This is a genomic window from Enterobacter nematophilus (assembly GCF_026344075.1).
Lineage (GTDB): Bacteria > Pseudomonadota > Gammaproteobacteria > Enterobacterales > Enterobacteriaceae > Enterobacter > Enterobacter nematophilus.
Genome location: NZ_JAPKNE010000001.1, coordinates 940,326 through 961,888, shown reverse-complemented (window position 1 = coordinate 961,888; position 21,563 = coordinate 940,326). Strand labels below are relative to the sequence as shown.

At 56.0% G+C, this 21,563-nt stretch carries 17 protein-coding genes; 7 read left to right on the top strand and 10 right to left on the bottom strand.

Annotated elements, in window-relative coordinates:
• Positions 1-89 precede the first annotated feature (89 nt).
• A complete protein-coding gene (gene mepK, locus OSH03_RS04625; protein WP_061098687.1) occupies positions 90-641 on the top strand; it encodes a peptidoglycan L,D-endopeptidase MepK in 552 nt (183 codons plus the stop codon).
• 20 nt (positions 642-661) lie between these two features.
• A complete protein-coding gene (locus OSH03_RS04620) occupies positions 662-1,309 on the top strand; it encodes an MBL fold metallo-hydrolase (protein ID WP_219366970.1) in 648 nt (215 codons plus the stop codon).
• Between the two features lie 47 nt (positions 1,310-1,356).
• Here the strand turns inward: OSH03_RS04620 and OSH03_RS04615 are convergent, their stop codons facing one another.
• From OSH03_RS04615 to pncB, 4 genes are all read right to left on the bottom strand, one after another.
• A complete protein-coding gene (locus OSH03_RS04615) occupies positions 1,357-2,547 on the bottom strand; it encodes an amino acid aminotransferase (protein ID WP_061098686.1) in 1,191 nt (396 codons plus the stop codon).
• A 184-nt stretch (positions 2,548-2,731) separates the two neighbouring features.
• Entirely contained in the window at positions 2,732-3,820 is a 1,089-nt protein-coding gene (locus OSH03_RS04610; protein ID WP_277614550.1) for a porin, read from the bottom strand.
• A 604-nt stretch (positions 3,821-4,424) separates the two neighbouring features.
• Positions 4,425-5,825 carry an asparagine--tRNA ligase gene (asnS, locus tag OSH03_RS04605; protein ID WP_048960458.1) on the bottom strand — a complete coding sequence of 467 codons (1,401 nt, stop codon included), beginning with the start codon at positions 5,823-5,825 and terminating at the stop codon, positions 4,425-4,427.
• Between the two features lie 167 nt (positions 5,826-5,992).
• Complete coding sequence (pncB, locus tag OSH03_RS04600) at positions 5,993-7,195, bottom strand: nicotinate phosphoribosyltransferase (RefSeq protein WP_266178392.1); 1,203 nt, start codon at positions 7,193-7,195, stop codon at positions 5,993-5,995.
• Between the two features lie 254 nt (positions 7,196-7,449).
• Between pncB and pepN the strand changes: the two genes are divergently transcribed.
• Entirely contained in the window at positions 7,450-10,062 is a 2,613-nt protein-coding gene (pepN, locus tag OSH03_RS04595; RefSeq protein ID WP_266178391.1) for an aminopeptidase N, read from the top strand.
• Positions 10,063-10,113: 51 nt separating this feature from the next.
• Here the strand turns inward: pepN and ssuB are convergent, their stop codons facing one another.
• The 5 genes from ssuB to ssuE are packed head-to-tail and all read right to left on the bottom strand — an operon-like array spanning position 10,114 to position 14,354.
• Complete coding sequence (gene ssuB / locus OSH03_RS04590) at positions 10,114-10,884, bottom strand: aliphatic sulfonates ABC transporter ATP-binding protein (RefSeq protein ID WP_266178390.1); 771 nt, start codon at positions 10,882-10,884, stop codon at positions 10,114-10,116.
• Entirely contained in the window at positions 10,881-11,672 is a 792-nt protein-coding gene (gene ssuC, locus OSH03_RS04585) for an aliphatic sulfonate ABC transporter permease SsuC (RefSeq protein WP_266178389.1), read from the bottom strand. The genes ssuB and ssuC overlap by 4 nt, the downstream gene beginning before the upstream one ends.
• Positions 11,673-11,681: 9 nt before the next feature.
• Entirely contained in the window at positions 11,682-12,827 is a 1,146-nt protein-coding gene (gene ssuD / locus OSH03_RS04580) for an FMNH2-dependent alkanesulfonate monooxygenase (RefSeq protein ID WP_266178388.1), read from the bottom strand.
• Positions 12,824-13,786 carry a sulfonate ABC transporter substrate-binding protein gene (locus OSH03_RS04575; RefSeq protein ID WP_266178387.1) on the bottom strand — a complete coding sequence of 321 codons (963 nt, stop codon included), beginning with the start codon at positions 13,784-13,786 and terminating at the stop codon, positions 12,824-12,826. Before OSH03_RS04575 ends, ssuD begins: the two co-directional genes overlap by 4 nt.
• Positions 13,779-14,354 (bottom strand): NADPH-dependent FMN reductase, encoded by a 576-nt coding sequence (gene ssuE / locus OSH03_RS04570; protein ID WP_266178386.1) that lies wholly within the window; start codon positions 14,352-14,354, stop codon positions 13,779-13,781. The genes OSH03_RS04575 and ssuE overlap by 8 nt, the downstream gene beginning before the upstream one ends.
• A 248-nt stretch (positions 14,355-14,602) precedes the next feature.
• Between ssuE and pyrD the strand changes: the two genes are divergently transcribed.
• Positions 14,603-15,613: a quinone-dependent dihydroorotate dehydrogenase gene (gene pyrD / locus OSH03_RS04565; RefSeq protein WP_061098677.1), complete on the top strand. Its 1,011-nt coding sequence runs from the start codon at positions 14,603-14,605 to the stop codon at positions 15,611-15,613.
• Between the two features lie 165 nt (positions 15,614-15,778).
• Entirely contained in the window at positions 15,779-16,321 is a 543-nt protein-coding gene (zapC, locus tag OSH03_RS04560; protein ID WP_151412834.1) for a cell division protein ZapC, read from the top strand.
• On the opposite strand, the gene OSH03_RS04555 is transcribed toward zapC, so the two are convergent.
• Positions 16,318-17,427, bottom strand: a complete 1,110-nt coding sequence (locus OSH03_RS04555; protein ID WP_266178385.1) for a YcbX family protein — start codon at positions 17,425-17,427, stop codon at positions 16,318-16,320. The two genes, zapC and OSH03_RS04555, sit on opposite strands and share 4 nt — an antisense overlap.
• 98 nt (positions 17,428-17,525) lie before the next feature.
• Here OSH03_RS04555 and rlmKL point away from each other — a divergent pair, with 98 nt between their 5' ends.
• Positions 17,526-19,634, top strand: a complete 2,109-nt coding sequence (gene rlmKL / locus OSH03_RS04550; RefSeq protein WP_266178384.1) for a bifunctional 23S rRNA (guanine(2069)-N(7))-methyltransferase RlmK/23S rRNA (guanine(2445)-N(2))-methyltransferase RlmL — start codon at positions 17,526-17,528, stop codon at positions 19,632-19,634.
• 12 nt (positions 19,635-19,646) lie between these two features.
• Positions 19,647-21,554: an ABC transporter ATP-binding protein gene (locus tag OSH03_RS04545; protein ID WP_266178383.1), complete on the top strand. Its 1,908-nt coding sequence runs from the start codon at positions 19,647-19,649 to the stop codon at positions 21,552-21,554.
• Positions 21,555-21,563: the final 9 nt, after the last annotated feature.

Genomic DNA, 21,563 nt, shown 5'->3' with positions numbered 1-21,563 from the left:
GGCGCCTTGACGTACTCTGTTTTGCCAGTTAAGGTGCCCTTCGTGCGCTAAGCATATTACGATTTCTTTGACCTGTAGACCTGATTATCATGGACAAATTTGACGCTAATCGCCGCAAGCTGCTGGCGTTAGGTGGTGTTGCGCTTGGCGCAGCGGCCATCTTACCGACGCCAGCATTTGCCACCCTCTCGACACCTCGTCCGCGCGTTTTAACGCTCAGCAATCTTCACACTGGTGAGTCGCTAAAAGCGGAGTTTTTCGATGGCAGAGGCTATATTCAGGATGAATTAGCAAGACTCAACCATTTTTTCCGTGATTTCCGCGCGAATAAAGTAAAAGCCATCGACCCTGGACTGTTTGATCAGCTTTTCCGCCTTCAGGGCCTTCTGGGCACCAGCAGGCCGGTGCAGCTTATTTCTGGTTATCGCTCAATTGATACCAATAATGAACTGCGCGCCCATAGCCGTGGTGTAGCGAAAAAAAGCTACCACACGAAGGGACAGGCAATGGATTTCCATATTGAAGGCGTTTCGTTAGCCAATATTCGCAAAGCCGCGTTATCTATGCGCGCTGGTGGTGTAGGATATTACCCACGTAGCAACTTTGTGCATATTGATACCGGGCCGGTTCGGCACTGGTAATAACGAAACACAGGAGCAGTATGAACTATCGTATTATTCCGGTTACCGCGTTCTCCCAGAACTGTTCATTAATCTGGTGCGAGCAAACCAAACTGGCCGCGCTTGTCGATCCCGGCGGTGACGCTGAGAAAATCAAGCAGGACGTTGCCGACAGCGGCGTGACGCTGATGCAGATTTTACTGACGCATGGTCACCTCGACCATGTAGGCGCAGCGGCTGAACTGGCTAAACACTACGGTGTGCCGATTATCGGCCCGGAAAAAGAAGATGAGTTCTGGCTGCAGGGGTTACCCGCCCAAAGCCGCATGTTTGGCCTTGATGAGTGTCAGCCTTTGACGCCCGATCGCTGGTTGAACGAAGGAGAGCGCGTTAACGTAGGGAATGTGACTTTACAGGTGTTGCATTGTCCTGGGCATACGCCAGGCCATATCGTCTTCTTTGATGACCAGTCCCGTCTGCTGATTTCCGGCGATGTGATTTTCAAAGGTGGCGTGGGACGCAGCGATTTTCCGCGCGGCGATCACGGGCAGCTGATTCAGTCGATCAAACAGAAGTTGTTGCCGCTGGGTGATGACGTAACGTTTATCCCTGGACACGGTCCGATGTCGACGCTGGGCTATGAACGGCTCCATAACCCGTTCCTTCAGGATGAGATGCCTGTCTGGTAACCAGCATAAAAAAAGCCTGCTTACGCAGGCTTTTTTGTGGGCGCAAATTACAGGACGGCGACAATCGCTTCGCACAGTGGCGCCATGTTGTCAGGCGTCATGCCTGCAACGTTCACGCGGCCAGAGGCCACGGCGTACACGCCAAACTCTTCACGCAGACGCAGAACCTGCTCTTTGGTCAGGCCGCTGAACGAGAACATGCCGTTCTGTTTGATGATGAAGCTGAAGTCGCGGTCAGCGCCTTTCTCAGCCAGGGTGTTCACAAACAGCAGGCGCATGCGCTGGATACGCTGACGCATATCGTTCAGCTCTTGTTCCCAGATCGCGCGCAGCGCATCGTTGCTCAGAATGGTCGCAACAACAGACGCACCGTGTGCCGGCGGGTTAGAGTAGTTAGCGCGGATAACGGACTTCATCTGGCTGAAGGCGCGATCGGCGGTTTCATCGTTAGCCGCAACCAGCGTACAGGCACCTACACGCTCATTGTACAGACCAAAGTTCTTGGAGTAGGAGCTTGCAACGATCAGCTCCTGATGCACGGCTGCGAACGCGCGCAGGCCTTCGGCATCTTCTTCCAGACCGCGGGCAAAGCCCTGGTAAGCAAAGTCAAACAGCGGCAGCCAGCCTTTCTCAACGGAGAGCTTCGCCAGGTGTTCCCACTGCTCAAGCGTTGGATCGATACCGGTTGGGTTGTGGCAGCAGCCGTGGAACAGCACCACGTCACCCGCCTGCGCTTCGCTCAGGCTTGCCAGCAGGCCGTCAAAGTCCAGAGCGTGGTTTGCCGCGTCATAGTAAGCATATTCGCGCACTTCCAGGCCCGCAGAGTTGAATACGCTCTTGTGGTTCGGCCAGCTTGGGTTGCTCACCCATACGCGCTTAACAGAGGTGTTTTTCGCAAGGAAATCCGCCGCCACGCGCAGCGCGCCGGTACCGCCAGGGGTCTGCGCCGTGCGCGCACGTTTGTCACTCACGATTGCGCTGCCTTTACCGAACAGCAGCTCCTGGGTGCAGCGACCAAATTCAGGGATACCATCAATACCGAGGTAGTTTTTGGTGGTTTCATTTTCCAGCAGATACTGCTCAGCTTTCTTAACGCTGGTCAGTACCGGAGTTTTGCCGGTTTCATCTTTATATACACCAATACCCAGGTTGATTTTGCCAGGGCGGTCGTCGGCACGAAACAGATCGGCCAGGCCCAGAATAGGGTCGGCAGGAGCGGCGGTAATGTTCTCAAACATGACGAAGTTCCATTGTGATTACAGAAGTGAAATCCGCTATCAGGTTAACGGTAGATTTACAAAATGCCAACCGTTTGCGACGAAAAGCGTGCGGCTTTTCAAAAGTCGCCATTATTTTCTGTCAGGCATAAAAAAACAGGGCCGAAGCCCTGTTCATTATGCATATAACAAAGTGGTGTACTGATTAGAACTGGTAAGTTACAGCCATTGCAACCTGGTCGTCTTTACCGTTCACGATACCAACGCTACGAGAGTAGTCACTGTCGTCGATCAGGTTCAGCTGATAGTCAACATAGATGTTGAAGTTTTTGTTGAAGTAGTAAGTCGCACCCAGTTCAACAAATTTCTGCAGGTCAGCATCGCCGCCGGAGAAGGTGCCACGCTGTGCCAGGTTTTTACCTTTAGACTGAACGTAAGACACGGAAGGACGCAGGCCGAAGTCGAACTGGTACTGGGCGATAACTTCGAAGTTCTGAGTTTTGTTCGCGAATGAGCCGTCATCTTCACGGGTCATATTGCGGGTTTCAGCATAGGTGGTTGCCAGGTAGATGTTGTTTGCGTCGTATTTCGCGCCAACTGCCCATGCTTCAGCTTTCTCACCTTTGCCATCAGCGCTTTGCGCATCAGTACGGTCAGAGTTGCTGTATGCACCGATCAGGCCGAAACCTTCGCCGAATTCATAACCTACAGAAGTACCGAAGCCGTCACCGTTAGACGTTCTAACGTCGTCACGCTCGTTTTTACCCTGGTACTGCAGGCCCATGCTAAGACCGTCAACCAGACCAAAGAAGTCAGAGTTACGATAGGTCAGAACACCCGTGGTACGGCCGGTCATGAAGTTATCAGAGTAGTTGGCCCAGGTCATACCAGAGTAGGATGGCGCCATATCGGTGTAGGATTCTACGTCGTAAACGATACCGTAGTTACGACCGTAGTCGATTGAACCTGCATCACCGGCTTTCAGACCAGCGAACGCCAGACGAGTACGCTGAGTCTGGTTGCTTTCTGCCTGGCTTGCCAGGGCACGGTATTCCCACTGACCATAACCAGTCAGTTGGTCATTAATTTGAGTTTCACCTTTGAAACCGATCTGCGCATAGGTAGCGTCGCTGCTGTCAGTGTTGTCACCTGAGGTGACGAAGTCATGCTCGGCAACCACTTTTCCGTACAGATCCAGTTTGTTGCCGTTCTTGTTATAGATTTCTGCAGCGTTAGCTGCACCGGCTACCAGCAGGGCAGGGATTACCACTGCCAGAATATTGCGCTTCATCATTATTTATTACCCTCATTGGTTTTTTTATGACACTCGCCACCGCCGCCAATAAATTCTGTCAATAAATATTTCCGGAACTATTGATGAGAGTTTGGTGTCTTTATGTATCTGACAGGCATCTTTCCATTCACCGAAGCGTTTCGCTAGCCTGAAAGTGCTACAATTTTCAAGATTGAGTTACAGAAAGAAAATATGTGTAACTAAATGTGTATTTTTGGGAACTTTGTGAACCATCTCAAATTTCGGAACCCTCTGGCGAATTAAGCATCAGTTTGTTTCCTATATATATGAATTCCTTATGTTTAATTTGGATAAAGGCAATTCCTATAAACGGATGTTAAACGACTCGTTTTTTCTTATGACCGAAAAAAGACTTCTGGATGGCTGAAAATTGGTTGAAATTTGTGCTATTACTTCAGGGTGTAATAATCGCAATAAGACTGAGGTTTATTTTTTGTGGCTGGATATTTCGCGGAAACAAAACGTAACAGGTAGTGGTTGTGACGGGGTGGTGGTTTAAAAAGGCTGACTTTACGCTGACAAAAACTGACAAGACAGAATAAAATAATGGCCAGCAAATGCTGGCCATTGTCTGTGGTGTTACTTAGAAGCTGGCGTTGCGCGGAGTACGCGGGAACGGGATCACGTCACGCACGTTCTGAACGCCGGTAACGTAGGCGATCAGACGCTCGAAGCCCAGACCAAAACCGGCGTGCGGAACGGTGCCATAACGGCGCAGGTCGCGATACCAGCTGTAGTCCGCAGGGTTGAGACCCATCTCTTCCATGCGCGCATCGAGCACGTCCAGACGTTCTTCACGCTGAGAACCACCGATGATTTCACCGATGCCCGGCGCCAGTACGTCCATCGCTGCCACGGTTTTACCGTCTTCATTAAGGCGCATATAGAAGGCTTTAATGTCTTTCGGGTAGTTTTTAACAACAACCGGCGCTTTGAAGTGTTTCTCGGCGAGATAGCGTTCGTGCTCAGACGCCAGATCGACGCCCCAGTAAACCGGGTTCTCAAACTTCTCACCGCATTTTTCGAGGATCGCTACCGCGTCGGTATAGTCCACCTGCGCAAAGTCGGCAGAGACGAAACGCTCCAGACGCGCTACAGCATCGCTGTCAACGCGCTCTGCGAAGAACTTCATGTCGTCAGGACGCTCTTCCAGCACCGCTTTGAAGACGTACTTCAGCATCGCTTCTGCGAGACCTGCAACGTCATTCAGATCGGCAAACGCCACTTCCGGCTCCAGCATCCAGAACTCCGCCAGGTGGCGGCTGGTGTTGGAGTTTTCGGCGCGGAAGGTTGGGCCGAAGGTATAGATTTTAGACAGCGCACAGGCGTAAGTTTCGCCGTTGAGCTGACCGGATACCGTCAGGAAGGCTTCTTTACCAAAGAAGTCTTTGTCATAGTCCACTTTACCTTCCGGCGTGCGCGGCAGGTTTTCCATGTCCAGCGTCGAGACGCGGAACATTTCGCCTGCGCCTTCCGTATCGGACGCGGTGATCAGCGGGGTCGACACCCAGAAATAACCCTGCTCATCGAAGAAGCGATGCAGCGCCTGGGCCAGCGTATGGCGCACGCGAGCCACCGCACCAATCAGGTTGGTACGCGGACGCAGATGTGCGACTTCACGCAGGTATTCTATGCTGTGACGTTTTGCCGCCATCGGGTAGGTGTCCGGATCTTCAACCCAGCCGGTGACTTCAATGGCTGAGGCCTGGATCTCGAAACTCTGACCCTGGCCAGGTGATGCGACAACCACACCGGTAACGATAACGGAACAGCCCGTCGTCAGGCGCAGAACGTCATCATTGTAATTGGGCAGAGAATTATTGATGACGGCCTGTACAGGATCAAAGCAGGAACCGTCATAGACGGCAAGGAAGGAGATGCCAGCTTTAGAATCTCGGCGAGTACGCACCCATCCGCGCACGGTGACCTCCTGGTCAACGGCGACACGGCCCTGGAGTACGTCGGCTACAGGCACAACGCTCATAATATTCTCTCTGTTAATAGTCGGAAAAAATAAACACTTGTCCACCCCAAGACGGGGGGATATCTATGTTACCTGCCAACCGCTATCAGACAAGTAAATTTCGCAGTCAAAAGAGAAGAATTGAGAAATAAATAAGGGAAGGGAGCCCTGAAGGCTCCCGTAAGCGCTTAACTGGCTTTTTTGATCTGGGGGAGATCGAACGCTTTGCGCAATGCGCGAACAAACGCTTTGTCATGGCAGATGGTTTTACCCGGGCTGTCGGAGAGCTTTGCCACCGGCTTGCCGTTACATTCCACCAGCTTTATCACGATATTCAGAGGTTTTACCTGAGGAATGTCGCAGGTCAACCGGGTACCGATCCCGAAGCCCAGATTAATTCTGGTATTGAAATGACGATACAGTTCGACAGCTTTCGCCAGGTCAAGATTATCGGAGAAGACCAGTACCTTGCTCATCGGGTCAATGCCGAGTTTTTGATAATGGGCAATCGCCTTTTCGCCCCATTCAACCGGATCCCCGGAGTCGTGGCGTAACCCCTGGTAACGCTCTGCGAACTCGGGACCAAAGTCACGCAGGAAGGCATCCATCGTAATGCAGTCGGTCAGGGCGATCCCGAGTTGATTCGGGTACTCTTCAAGCCAGGCGGCCAGCGCCGCTCGCTGGCTGTTAGCCAGGTCAGGGCTAATTTGCTGATGCGCCTGGAACCACTCGTGCGCCTGAGTGCCCATTGGCGTCAGGTTGAGGCGACGCGCAAGATCGTAGTTGCTGGTGCCCACGAACCACGGCTCCTGCTGCAAACGTTCAACGATAGCCTGCTGAACTTCGCGAGAGAAGCGGCGACGGGTGCCGAAGTCCATCAGGCGGAAGCGGGACATATCCAGCCCTTCGGTCAGCGTTGAGAATGCCTCAAGTTTGTTTTCCAGCGAGGCGACCGCCTGTTCGACGCCCGTTTCAGGCGAACGGTAGCGGTGAGCCAGCTCGCTGATGACGGCCAGAAGCGGCACTTCCCACATAATCACTTCCCGCCACGGACCTTCAAGACGAATATCCAGCTTGCCGTTCTCGTTGGTCACGGTGACCTGTTCAGGCTTATAGCGGAAGTCGCGCAGCCAGTTCAGATAGTCCGCTTTGAAGAAAGGCAGGCCTGAAAGCCACTGGTATTCGTCGTCCTGCAGCGTCAGATGCTGCATCGCATCGACCTGTTCACGAATGGAGTCTGCGTAGATACCGAGCAAGTCGTCACCACGGCAGCGGAATTCCGCCGCGACGTGAACGTCATAGTAATGGTGGAAAACGGCTTGCTGCATATGCAGTTTATACGCGTCGGTATCCAGCAACGTATGCAGAACCGGAGAAGCGAATTGAGTCATAGGTGCGCTGTAGCATCCTCTCACGGGAGCGTTTAGTACAATAAACAACTCCGGAGTATACCTTGTTTAGTGATTTATTGAACCCCGATCACAACATAAGCACACTTTATGGTCGAGAGCATTTCGTGCCCCGTGTTATACAAATGTAGCAAAAAAGGTGTTTCTGCCTGAAAAGATGAACATTCTGCATAGCGCGTTTTACGCAACAGGAATATATTGAAACGTTACTCGACAAACGATGCATAAGGTTTTCTATGACACAACAGCCACAAGCCAAATACCGCCACGACTACCGTGCGCCGGAATACCTGATTAGCGATATCGACCTGACTTTTGACCTGGATGCCACAAAAACCGTTGTGACGGCGGTAAGCCAGGTGACGCGCCACAGCGCGACTGCCGTACCGCTGCGTCTGGATGGCGAAGACCTGACGCTGGTCTCCCTGCACATTAACGATGAACCCTGGTCAGACTATAAAGAAGAAGGCAACCAGCTGGTCATCGACAACCTGCCGGAACGCTTTACGCTGCGCATCGTGAATGAAATCAGCCCTGCCGCCAACACGGCGCTGGAAGGGCTTTACCAGTCAGGCGTGGCCCTGTGTACCCAGTGTGAAGCAGAAGGTTTCCGCCACATTACCTGGTACCTCGACCGCCCGGACGTGCTGGCGCGCTTTACCACTAAAATCATTGCCGATAAAACGCTCTATCCGTTCCTGCTCTCCAACGGTAACCGCGTCGGCGAGGGCGAGCTGGAAAATGGCCGTCACTGGGTGCAGTGGCAGGACCCGTTCCCGAAACCGTGCTACCTGTTTGCGCTGGTGGCGGGTGATTTCGACGTGCTGCGCGATACCTTCAAAACCCGCTCTGGACGCGAAGTGGCGCTGGAGCTGTTCGTTGACCGCGGCAACCTTGACCGCGCGCCGTGGGCGATGACTTCACTCATTAATTCCATGAAGTGGGACGAAGAGCGCTTCGGCCTCGAATACGATCTCGACATCTATATGATCGTCGCCGTCGACTTCTTCAACATGGGCGCGATGGAGAATAAAGGCCTTAACATCTTTAACTCCAAATACGTGCTGGCGCGTACCGATAACGCCACCGATAAAGACTACCTCGATATTGAACGCGTCATCGGCCACGAGTATTTCCACAACTGGACCGGTAACCGCGTCACCTGCCGCGACTGGTTCCAGCTGAGCCTGAAAGAGGGCCTGACCGTCTTCCGTGACCAGGAGTTCAGCTCCGATCTCGGCTCGCGGGCGGTCAACCGCATCAACAACGTGCGTACCATGCGCGGCCTGCAGTTTGCGGAAGATGCCAGCCCAATGGCGCACCCGATCCGTCCGGACAAAGTCATTGAGATGAATAACTTCTACACACTGACGGTGTACGAGAAGGGCGCGGAAATTATTCGCATGATCCACACCCTGCTGGGCGAGGAGAACTTCCAGAAAGGGATGCAGCTCTATTTCGAGCGCCACGACGGCAGCGCGGCCACCTGCGACGACTTCGTGCAGGCGATGGAAGACGCGTCCAACGTTGATCTCTCTCATTTCCGCCGCTGGTACAGCCAGGCCGGAACCCCGATCGTCACCGTGAAGGACGACTACAACCCGGAAACCGAGCAGTACACTCTGACCATCAGCCAGCGCACGCCGCCAACCGCCGAGCAGGAAAAGAAATATCCGCTGCACATTCCGTTTAGCATTGAGCTGTACGACAACGAAGGCAACGTTATTCCGCTGCAGAAGGGCGGCCATCCGGTGCACAACGTGCTGAACGTGACCCAGGCAGAGCAGACCTTTATCTTCGATAACGTCTACTTCCAGCCGGTTCCTGCGCTGCTGTGCGAATTCTCCGCGCCGGTGAAGCTGGAGTACAAGTGGAGCGACCAGCAGCTGACGTTCCTGATGCGCCACGCGCGCAACGATTTCTCTCGCTGGGACGCCGCGCAGAGCCTGCTGGCAACCTACATCAAGCTGAACGTGAACCGCTACCAGCAGGGCCAGCCGCTGACGCTGCCGGTGCATGTGGCAGACGCGTTCCGTGCCATCCTGCTGGACGAGAAGATTGACCCGGCGCTGGCGGCTGAAATTCTGACGCTGCCGTCCGCGACTGAAATTGCGGAGCTGTTCGAGATCATCGACCCGATTGCCATCGTGGCCGTGCGCGAAGCGCTGACCCGCACGCTGGCGACCGAACTGGCGGATGAATTCCTGGCGCTCTACAACGCCAACAAGCTTGACGCCTATCGCGTGGAACATGCGGATATCGGCAAGCGTACCCTGCGCAATACCTGCCTGCGCTATCTCGCGTTTGGTGAGGCCGGGCTGGCGAACACGCTGGTGAGCAAGCAGTACCACGAAGCGGATAACATGACCGATGCGCTGGCCGCGCTGTCGGCAAGCGTTGCCGCTGAACTGCCGTGCCGCGATGCGCTGATGCAGGAGTATGACGACAAGTGGCACCAGGATGGCCTGGTGATGGACAAGTGGTTTATTCTGCAGGCGACCAGCCCGGCGGCCGATGCGCTTAGCAAGGTTCGCAGCCTGCTGAAGCACCGTTCGTTCACCATGAGCAACCCGAACCGCGTTCGCTCGCTGATTGGCGCATTTGCCAGCAGCAACCCGGCCGCGTTCCACGCCGAAGACGGCAGCGGATACCAGTTTATGGTGGAAATGCTGACCGAGCTGAACAGCCGTAACCCGCAGGTTGCATCACGTCTGATTGAGCCGCTGATCCGCCTGAAACGCTACGATGCGCAGCGCCAGGCGAAGATGCGCGCCGCGCTTGAGCAGTTGAAAGGGCTGGAAAATCTGTCTGGCGATCTGTACGAGAAGATTGCTAAAGCACTGGCCTGATAGAAAGCTTAACCCTCCCTCTCCCTGTGGGAGAGGGCCGGGGTGAGGGCATCAGGCATTAGCCGTAATCAACGCACGCTCATTTACCCCACGCTTCATCACCCGCTCCAGTACCGCCGCCTCCAGCTCCGCCAGTCTCGCCGAGCCCACGCGACGAGGTCGCGTGATATCCACCGTCAGATCCAAACCGATTTTCCCGTCTTCTATAAGCAATACCCGGTCCGCCATCGCCACGGCTTCGCTGACGTCATGCGTCACCAGCAGGACCGTAAAGCCGTGCGCCTGCCAGAGGGATTCAATCAGATCCTGCATTTCGATCCGCGTCAGGGCGTCGAGCGCGCCGAGCGGCTCATCAAGCAGCAGCAGGCCGGGACGGTGAATCAACGCTCGCGCCAGCGCCACGCGCTGCTTCTGCCCGCCCGACAGCGCCGCAGGCCATTCACCGGCACGGTTTTCCAGCCCGACGGCGGCCAGCGCCTGACGGGCTTCATCCTGCCAGTTGCCTTTGAGCCCCAGCCCGACGTTATTAATCACCGTCTTCCAGGGCAGCAGCCGCGCGTCCTGAAACATCATGCGCGTATCGTTCTGAATATTCGAAAGCGGCGTTGTTCCTGCCAGAATCTCTCCACCGTTGGGGGCTTCCAGCCCGGCTAAAAGACGCAGGAGCGTGCTCTTGCCGCCGCCGCTGCGCCCGACAACGGCCACAAACTGGCCGGCGGGAATGTGCAGATCCAGCCCGTTAAGAATGGTGTTTTCGCCGTAGCGTTTAGTTACGCCGTTCAGCAGCAGCGGCGTTCCCTGGTTCAGTCGTGCCGTATTCATGCTTTCGCCTCCTGAAGGGTATAGGCCGGGTTCCAGCGCAGCCAGCTGCGCTCCAGCCACTGGGCGCTGATGTCCGCGAGTTTGCCAAGCAGGGCATACAGGATGATGGCAACCACCACCACGTCCGTTTGCAGGAATTCACGAGCGTTCATCGCCAGATAGCCGATGCCTGAATTGGCTGAAATGGTCTCCGCCACAATCAGCGTCAGCCACATCAGGCCGAGCGCAAAACGCACCCCGACCATAATGGAGGGCAGGGCGCCCGGCAGGATCACGTGTGTAAAGAGAGAAAAGCCGGACAGGCCGTAGCTTCGCGCCATCTCCACCAGACCGCGATCGATATTGCGGATGCCGTGCCAGGTGTTGATGTATATCGGGAACAGCGTGCCCAGCGCCACGAGGAAGATCTTGGCGCTTTCATCAATCCCAAACCACAGAATCACCAGCGGGATCAGCGCCAGGTGCGGCACGTTGCGCAGCATCTGAATGGAGGTATCCAGCAGCCGCTCGCCCCAGCGGGAAAGGCCGCTGATCAGACCCAGCAACAGACCAATGCTGCCGCCGATGGAAAACCCAATCACCGCACGCCAGGAGCTGATCGCCAGATGCTGCCACAGCTCGCCGCTGACGCTCAGCGACCAGAACGCTTCGATAACGCCCTCCGGAGAGGGCAGTATGCGGCTCGACAGCCAGCCGGTGGTCGACGCGAGCTGCCAGAGCGCCACGATGCCGACGGGCAAAAACCACGGGGCGGCGCGCAGCAGCCATTTTTGTGAGGTGGCAGACATGGTCACTCCTTAGCTCTGCGCGGCTTTGCGCGGAATAAACTCGTTCGCCACGGCTTCGCCCTGCAGCTGGAGCCGCTGCGGCTGCGGAATTTCCGGAACGGCGACGTCCAGATGCGGGAATAACAGCTCGCCCACCCTGTAGGCCTCTTCCAGATGCGGATAGCCGGAAAGAATAAAGCTGTCGATGCCCAGGTCAGCGTATTCATTAATCCGGGCGGCTACGGTCGGGCCGTCGCCGACCAGCGCCGTGCCCGCGCCGCCGCGTACCAGACCGACGCCCGCCCACAGGTTCGGGCTGATTTCCAGATTCTCGCGCCTGCCGTTGTGCAGAGAGGCCATGCGGTGCTGCCCGACGGAGTCGGTTTTGGCAAACGCGGCCTGCGCCTTCGCGATGGTCTCATCATCCAGCTGGGAGATCAGACGGTCTGCCGCCTGCCAGGCTTCTTCATTGGTTTCGCGCACAATCACGTGCAGGCGAATGCCGAAGCGCACCCTGCGGCCATGGGCGGCGGCTTTGGCGCGGACCTGAGCAATTTTCTCTTTCACCAGCTCGGGCGGCTCGCCCCAGGTCAGATAGAGATCGACCTGCTCGGCGGCCAGATCCTGAGCCACATCCGACGATCCGCCAAAATAGAGCGGGGGACGCGGCTGCTGCACCGGCGGGAAGTAGAGCTTCGCGTCGCGAACGTGAATATGCTTGCCTTCAAAGGTGACGGTTTCGCCTTCCAGCAGGCGTCGCCAGACGCGGGTAAACTCGGCGGAGGCTTCATAGCGCTCGGTATGGTCGAGGAACACGCCGTCGCCCGCCAGCTCCTGCGGATCGCTGCCCGTCACCAGGTTGAACAGGGCCCGGCCGTTGGAGAGCCTGTCCAGCGTTGCCGCCTGACGCGCCGCCACGGTGGGGGAGACGACGCTCGGGCGCAATGCAACCAGGAATTTAAGGCGCTGGGTGACCGGGATCATCGACGCGGCGACCAGCCAGGCATCCTCGCACGAGCGTCCGGTCGGGATCAGCACGCCGGTAAAACCGATTCGGTCCGCCGCCTGCGCAATCTGCTGCAGATAGCCGTGGTCAACCGGGCGCGAACCCTCTTCTGTGCCAAGATAGTGCCCATCGCCGTGGGTGGGTAAAAACCAGAAAAGATTCAGACTCATGATTTAGCTCCTTCTTTGCCTGCGGGCTGCCAGATGCGTTCGCGAATATCGACCTGTTTTGGGACCAGGCGGTTTTGATAGAAGAGGTCAGCGGTCTGTTGCTGAAGCGCGGCGACGTGCGCGTCTACCGGTGAAATGGTGGTGGGTGGACGGTGGCTGAGATAGCTCGCGATCACCGGTTCAGGCAGGCCCATGGTTTTTGCCAGCAGGGCAATGCTCGCCTGAGGCTGGCTTTGGGTCAGAGCATCTGCCTGCGTGAAGGTATCCAGCACGCCCTGAATAAACGCGCCGTTTTTTTCCGCGTAAGGGCGCGCGGCGAGGTAGAACGAGCCGGTCTGTTTCAGCGTGGTGCCGTCCTTCAGCACCCGAACGCCGCCCTGCAGTAATGCCGCAGAGTAGTACGGATCCCAGATAGCCCAGGCATCAACGTTCTTCTGCTGGAACGCGGCGCGCGCGTCGGCAGGCGTCAGGTAAACGGGTTGAATGTCGGTGAACTTGAGCCCGGCTTCCTGTAAGGCGCGCAGCAGCAGGTTGTGCGAGCTGGAGCCTTTCTGGAAAGCGACCTTACGTCCTTTAAGGTCGGCGACGCTTTTAATGTCGCTGTTTTCAGGTACCAGAATCACCTCGGCTTTCGGTTTCGCGGGTTCTACGCCGACGTAGACAAGGTCTGCCCCGGCAGCCTGAGCAAAAATAGGCGGGATGTCGCCCGTGCTGCCCAGATCGATACTGCCGACGTTCAGCGCTTCAAGCATCTGCGGCCCTGCCGGGAACTCCACCCAGGAGAATTTGGTGTCCGGGAAGCGTTTTTCCAGCAGATGGTGGCTTTTTGCCAGCACCATGCTGACGCTGCCTTTTTGGTAGCCAATGCGTAAGCTGTCCGGTGCGGTTTCTGCGGCATGCGCCAGCGCGGTAAACGCCATCAGGCCAGCCAGTCCGAGACGGGTTAAGGTTTTAAACATGTGCGACTCCCTGAGGCGGAGTAAAAGAAGGAACCTGGATATCCCGGCGATGCAGGGCGTGCCAGAAGGTTTCCAGCGCGGCATCAAGGCGCGTTTGCAGATTCGGCGTGAAGTGCGGCTTATGCTGGTAGTCAATGACCTGCGAATCATCCGCGAAAACGCCGTGGAGGATCTCCTGCGCCTTCAGGGCGTTCAGCACCGGCTTCAGGGCGTAATCCACCGCCAGTAAATGTGCCACCGTGCCGCCCGTTGCCAGCGGCAGCACCACTTTGCCGTCCAGCGCGCGCTCGGGGAGAAGATCGAGCAGGGTTTTCAGCGCGCCCGAAAAAGAGGCTTTATAAATCGGGGTCGCAACGATGAGGCCGTCCGCTTCCTTGAGCTGCTCGGTGAGGGTTTTCAGCGCGGGGCTGTCGAAGCGGGCATACAGCAAATCTTCAGGCTCGAAGTTATGCAGATTCCAGTGGCACACTTCCACGTCCAGGGCGTTGAGCTTTTCACGGGCATGTTCCAGCAGGGCGCTGGAACGCGAAGGGAATCGTGGACTTCCGGCCAGGGTAATGACGCGCATACATCCTCCTTATAACTAATTGTTTGCTTTTATCTAACATTCATAACAATTTTCAGGAGTGTGACACCGCGCGGTTATTCCACTAAATGATTTATCCGCAATTAAAATGCAAAAAACTGCATAAGAAAGGGAAAGGCAGGAAAACGATTGCGTTTTACGCCGTTTTTTTGCCGCAGGTCAATTCCCTTTCGCGACGGGATCGCCCATAATCCCCTCCCGGTTTGCACACCGGGAATCCAGGAGAGTTCATGTACTACCCCTTCGTTCGTAAAGCCCTTTTCCAGCTCGACCCCGAGCGCGCTCATGAATTTACATTCCAGCAATTACGTCGCATTACAGGCACGCCTCTGGCGGCACTGGTGCGCCAAAACGTGCCGGAAAAGCCTGTGCAGTGCATGGGTCTGACCTTTAAAAATCCGCTGGGTCTGGCGGCCGGTCTGGACAAAAATGGCGAGTGCATCGATGCCCTGGGCGCGATGGGCTTTGGCTCCATCGAAATTGGTACCGTCACGCCGCGCCCGCAGCCGGGAAATGACAAACCGCGTCTGTTCCGCCTGGTCGAAGCCGAAGGACTGATCAACCGCATGGGCTTTAATAACCTCGGCGTTGATCATCTGGTGGAGAACGTGAAGAAAGCCCATTTCGATGGGGTGTTAGGCATCAATATTGGCAAAAATAAAGATACGCCGGTTGAGCAGGGTAAAGATGACTATCTGATTTGTATGGAAAAAGTCTACGCCTATGCCGGGTATATCGCGGTGAATATTTCCTCACCTAATACCCCGGGTTTACGCTCGTTACAATATGGCGAAGCGCTGGACGATCTTCTGAGTGCCATTAAAAATAAACAAAATGAACTCCAGGCGATCCACCATAAATATGTTCCGGTCGCGGTGAAGATCGCGCCGGATCTTTCTCATGAAGAATTGATCCAGGTTGCCGACAGTTTGGTTCGCCATAATATCGATGGGGTGATTGCAACGAATACCACGCTCGATCGTTCGCTCGTTCAGGGAATGAAAAACTGTGACGAAGCGGGTGGGTTAAGTGGCCGTCCGGTACAATTAAAAAGCACCGAAATTATTCGCGCTCTGTCTGCGGAATTAAATGGCCGTTTACCGATTATTGGCGTCGGCGGTATCGACTCGGTGATTGCTGCGCGCGAGAAGATGGCGGCCGGTGCGTCACTGGTGCAAATCTATTCCGGCTTTATTTTTAAAGGCCCGCCGCTGATTAAAGAAATCGTTACTCATATCTAATCTTTTCTCTTAATCAGACAACCAGGGCTTTATTTCCAGCCCTGGTTGTTTTATATTCCGTCACTGTTGCTTATTTAGACATTATAGTCTTTTATTACTAGTGTTATAAACGAAGCGGCCAACAGGACATTTTTAGTACAGGACGTTTGGGGACGGGAGAGAAACATGCGAATTAAACCTGACGATAACTGGCGCTGGTATTTTTGCGACGAACACGATCGCATGATGCTCGATTTAGCCAATGGCATGTTGTTTCGTTCTCGTTTTGCCCGCCGAATGTTAACCCCGGACGCGTTTTCTCCATCGGGCTTTTGCGTTGACGATGCGGCGCTTTATTTCTCCTTTGAAGAAAAATGCCGCGATCTGGAGCTCTCAAAAGAGCAGCGTGCCGAACTGGTATTAAATGCGCTGGTGGCTATCCGTTTCCTGAAACCGCAAATGCCGAAAAGCTGGCATTTCCTGCCTCACGGCATGGACTGGACGCCAGCAACGGGTGATGCGGCCAGCGTTAACCTGAGCGATACCGCCGAAGAGGTGAGTTTATTAGTCGTTGAGCCGGGCGAAAACGCCGCACTTTGTCTGCTGGCGCAGCCCGGCGTGACGATTGCCGGGCGCGTAATGCAGTTAGGTGATGCGATCAAAGTCATGAATGACAGGCTGAAGCCACAGCTGCGCGTAGATTCCTTCAGCCTCGAACAGGCGGTTTAAGCTTCCAGCTGTACCGACGTTTTCGGTACGCAGCTACAGCACAGGATTGTGCCGTCATTTCCAATTGCAGATTTTTTCAGCGCACTCACTTCACCCTCCAGCAGCCTGATGCGGCAGCATCCGCAAATTCCCGCGCGGCAGGAATACGGTACGCGAATACCGGCTTGCTCCAGTTGCTCCAGCAGCACCTGCTGATTGTTGCCACGAATAATCTTGCCCTGCCAGTGAATATCCACCGCAGAGGCGACGTTTGTCACAACGTCAACCATTTCTTCTTCCTGGCCCGAGCCGTACACTCTCGCCGGCCCGCGGGCGAGAATTTCAACCTCATCGCCTACGCGGATCGCGCCGCTGGAGCGCGGGATCAGGTTCTGGCCGAAATCGACATCGCCGTTGTCCTGTGCGGTACGGAACGATTGCAGCGTTTTCAGCGGCTCGCCGGAAGGATGCTTCTGGCCTTTCTCGGGGCTTACCGTGGTGAAAATGCAGCGGCTGCAGGGTTTGACGACATCAAAGATGACGCTGCCGATGCGGATGACTTTCCAGGTATCTTCATCCCAGGCGTCGACTCCCGTCACCACCAGGTTCGGACGGAACTGTTCCATCTGTACGCTGGCTTTACAGCGATTCTGTAAATCACGCAGCGACGCTTCGTTGGTGAGCAGGAACGGGAAGCCATCCGCGAAGGAGAGGGGAACGGCGTCGTGGCGCTTGACGCGACGCGTCAGTTCCGGCCCAACCCAGCGCAGCTGCACGTCGCGGGAGAAGAAGCCGCTCAGCCAGCGGTTAATTTCATCCGGTGCGATGCGGGCGGTAAAATGGTTGCCCCATACTTCCGTTGGCGCGTCGACAGTCGCAAAATCAGCAAAGCGGATCACCGCGCTGGAACCGTCCGGCGCGGTCAGATGCAAACCATCATGAAGCGGTGAAGGGGTAAAGCGAACCATTTGCGGGAACTGGCGTGCGGTGATAAACGTCCCGTCAGGCTCGGTGACCATAAAAATACGATCGAAGGCGAACCCGCTCATGTCTGCCAGCGCGTGAGAGACGCCGATGCCGCGCATGGATTTCACCGGATGAATAAAAAGCCTGGATAACGTCGCCACTGCACACTCCCGCAAATGAAAATAAGCCTTCAACTTTATGACATACACGCCATATTAGCTATAATGCGCGACAATTTTCTAAGAGTAAAAGTGACGATATGAATTCTCTGTTTGCCAGTACGGCCCGTGGGCTGGAAGAGCTGTTAAAAACTGAACTGGAAGCCCTCGGCGCGCAAGAGTGCCAGGTGGTTCAGGGTGGTGTCCATTTTGAGGGCGACACGCGGCTTATTTACCAGAGCCTGATGTGGAGCCGTCTGGCGTCGCGCATCATGCTGCCGATGAAGGAGTGCAAGGTCTATAGCGACCTGGATCTCTACACCGGCGTACAGATGATCGACTGGACAGAGATCTTCACGCCTGACGCCACCTTCGCGGTGCATTTCAACGGCGTCAACGACGAGATCCGCAACAGCCAGTACGGCGCCCTGCGCGTAAAAGACGCGATTGTTGACTGCTTCACGCGTAAAAATAAGGAACGTCCGAACGTCGATCGCGAAAATCCGGACCTGCGTATCAACGTCTGGCTGAACGGCGACACGGCAAGCATCTCCCTCGATCTGAGCGGCGCCGGTCTGCACCTGCGCGGCTACCGCGATCGCACCGGTATGGCGCCGATCAAAGAAACCCTGGCCGCCGCCATCGTGATGCGCTCCGGCTGGCAGCCGGGCACGCCGCTGCTCGACCCAATGTGTGGATCCGGTACGCTGCTGATTGAGGCCGCAATGCTGGCAACCGACCGTGCGCCGGGGCTGCACCGCGGCCACTGGGGCTTTAAGGGCTGGGCACAGCACGACGAAGCGCTCTGGAAAGAGGTTAAAGACGACGCGCAGACCCGCGCGCGTAAGGGCCTGGCGGAGTACACCTCGCACTTCTACGGTTCGGACAGCGACCCGCGTGTGATTGAACGCGCCCGCAGCAACGCCCGTCGCGCCGGTATCGGCGAGCTGGTCACCTTCGAGGTGATAGACGTGGCGAACCTGACCAACCCGCTGCCGAAAGGCCCGTACGGAACCGTGATCAGCAACCCGCCATACGGCGAGCGTCTGGACAGCGAGCCTGCGCTGATTGCTCTGCACAGCCTGCTGGGCCGCAATATGAAGGACTATTTCGGCGGCTGGAACCTGTCTCTGTTCAGCGCTTCGCCGGAGCTGCTGAGCTGCCTGCAGCTGCGTGCCGATCGCCAGTTTAAAGCGAAAAACGGCCCGCTGGACTGCGTGCAGAAAAACTACCATCTGGCAGAGAAAGCGGCGGACAGCAAGCCAACCGGCGTGGCGGAAGATTACGCCAACCGCCTGCGCAAAAACCTAAAGAAATTTGAAAAATGGGCGAAGCAGGAAGGGATCGAGTGCTATCGCCTGTACGATGCCGACCTGCCGGAGTACAACGTGGCGGTTGACCGCTACGCGGACTGGGTGGTGATTCAGGAATATGCTCCGCCGAAAACCATTGATGCGCAAAAAGCGCGTCAGCGTATGCTGGACGTCATTGCGGCCACCATTGCCGTGCTGGGGATTGCGCCGAACAAGCTGGTTCTGAAAACCCGCGAGCGTCAGAAGGGTAAAAACCAGTACCAGAAGATGGGCGAAAAGGGCGACTTTATCGAAGTGGGCGAATACAACGCCCGCCTGTGGGTGAACCTGACCGACTATCTTGATACCGGCCTGTTCCTTGACCACCGTATCGCCCGCCGCATGCTTGGCCAGATGAGCAAGGGCAAAGATTTCCTCAACCTGTTCTCCTACACCGGGAGCGCCAGCGTGCACGCCGGTCTCGGCGGCGCGCGCAGCACCACCACGGTGGATATGTCCCGCACCTATCTGGAGTGGGCCGAACGCAACCTGCGCCTGAACGGTCTGACCGGACGCCAGCATCGCCTGATGCAGGCCGACGTGCTGGGCTGGCTGCGGGATACCGACGAGCAGTTCGACCTGATCTTTATCGATCCGCCGACCTTCTCTAACTCCAAGCGCATGGAGGATAGCTTTGACGTTCAACGCGATCACCTGCGCCTGATGACCGACCTGAAGCGCCTGCTGCGCAAAGGCGGCACCATTATGTTCTCGAACAACAAACGCGGCTTCCGTATGGATCATGACGGCCTGGCAGCCCTGGGACTGAAAGCACAAGAAATCAGCCAAAAAACGCTGTCTCAGGACTTCGCCCGTAACCGTCAAATTCATAACTGCTGGTTGATTACCGCGGTCTGAAAGGAAAAATAAATGTCATTAATTAGTATGCACGGCGCGTGGCTCTCTTTCAGCGACTCACCGCTTCTCGATAATGCAGAGCTGCATATCGAAGATAACGAGCGCGTCTGTCTGGTGGGCCGTAACGGCGCGGGTAAATCCACGCTGATGAAAATCCTCAACCGCGAGCAGGGGCTGGATGACGGCCGCATCGTGTACGAGCAGGATCTGATCGTCTCCCGCCTCCAGCAGGATCCGCCGCGTCATGTGACCGGCAGCGTGTACGATTTCGTGGCGGAAGGCATCTCCGAGCAGGCGGAGTACCTGAAGCGCTATCACGAGATTTCGCATCTGGTGATGACCGACCCGAGCGACAAGAACCTCAACGAACTGGCGAAAGTGCAGGAGATGCTCGATCACCACGGTCTGTGGCAGCTGGAAAACCGCATTAACGAGGTGCTGGCCCAGCTTGGTCTCGAAGCGGATATGGAACTGTCCGCGCTCTCCGGCGGCTGGCTGCGTAAAGCGGCGCTGGGCCGCGCGCTGGTCAGTGGCCCTAAGGTACTGCTGCTGGACGAACCAACCAACCACCTGGATATTGAAGCGATTGACTGGCTGGAAGGGTTCCTGAAAACCTTCAGCGGCACCATCATCTTCATTTCGCACGACCGTTCGTTTATTCGCAATATGGCGACGCGCATTGTCGATCTCGACCGCGGGAAGCTGGTTACCTATCCTGGCGATTACGATACGTATCTGCTGGAGAAAGAAGAAAACCTGCGCGTGGAAGAGCTGCAGAACGCCGAGTTCGACCGCAAGCTGGCGCAGGAAGAGGTGTGGATCCGTCAGGGCATCAAGGCGCGCCGTACCCGTAACGAAGGCCGCGTGCGTGCCCTGAAGGCGATGCGACGCGAGCGCAGCGAGCGCCGCGAAGTGATGGGCAGCGCCAAAATGCAGGTGGAAGAGGCGTCCCGCTCCGGCAAGATTGTCTTCGAAATGGAAAACGTTAACTACCAGGTTGACGGCAAAGTGCTGGTGAAAGATTTCTCCGCTCAGGTTCAGCGCGGGGACAAAATTGCGCTGATTGGCCCGAACGGCTGCGGCAAAACCACGCTGCTGAAGCTGATGCTGGGCCAGCTGCAGGCCGACAGCGGCCGCATTCACTGCGGCACCAAGCTGGAAGTGGCCTACTTCGACCAGCACCGCGCGGAGCTGGATCCGGACCGCACGGTGATGGATAACCTCGCCGAAGGTAAACAGGAAGTGATGGTAAACGGCAAGCCGCGGCACGTGCTGGGCTATCTGCAGGACTTCCTGTTCCACCCGAAACGCGCGATGACGCCGGTGCGCGCGCTCTCCGGCGGGGAGCGTAACCGTCTTTTGCTGGCCCGTCTGTTCCTGAAGCCAAGCAATTTGCTGATCCTCGATGAACCGACGAACGATCTGGATGTCGAAACGCTGGAATTACTGGAAGAGCTAATCGACGGTTATCAGGGAACCGTGATGCTGGTTAGTCACGATCGTCAGTTCGTGGATAACACCGTGACCGAGTGCTGGATCTTCGAAAGTGAAGGGCGAATTGGTCAGTACGTGGGCGGTTATCACGACGCAAAAGGGCAGCAGTCGCAGTCTCTGGCGCAGAAACAGTCAAAGTCCAGAACAAGTTCTGAACCTGCTGTAACAAAAGCAGAAACTGTCAAGAAAACCTCGGCTAAACTAAGCTATAACCTGCAGCGCGAACTGGAGGGGCTACCTCAGCGTCTCGAAGAGCTGGAGGCCGCGCTTGAGGGGCTGCAAGCACAGGTTGCTGATGCATCATTCTTTACCCAATCGCATGACTATACTCAGAAAGTACTGGCTGAAATGTCCGCGGCTGAAAAAGCCCTGGAAGAAGCATTTGAGCGCTGGGAGTATCTTGAGTCTCTGAAAAACGGCGCATAAACAGGGATT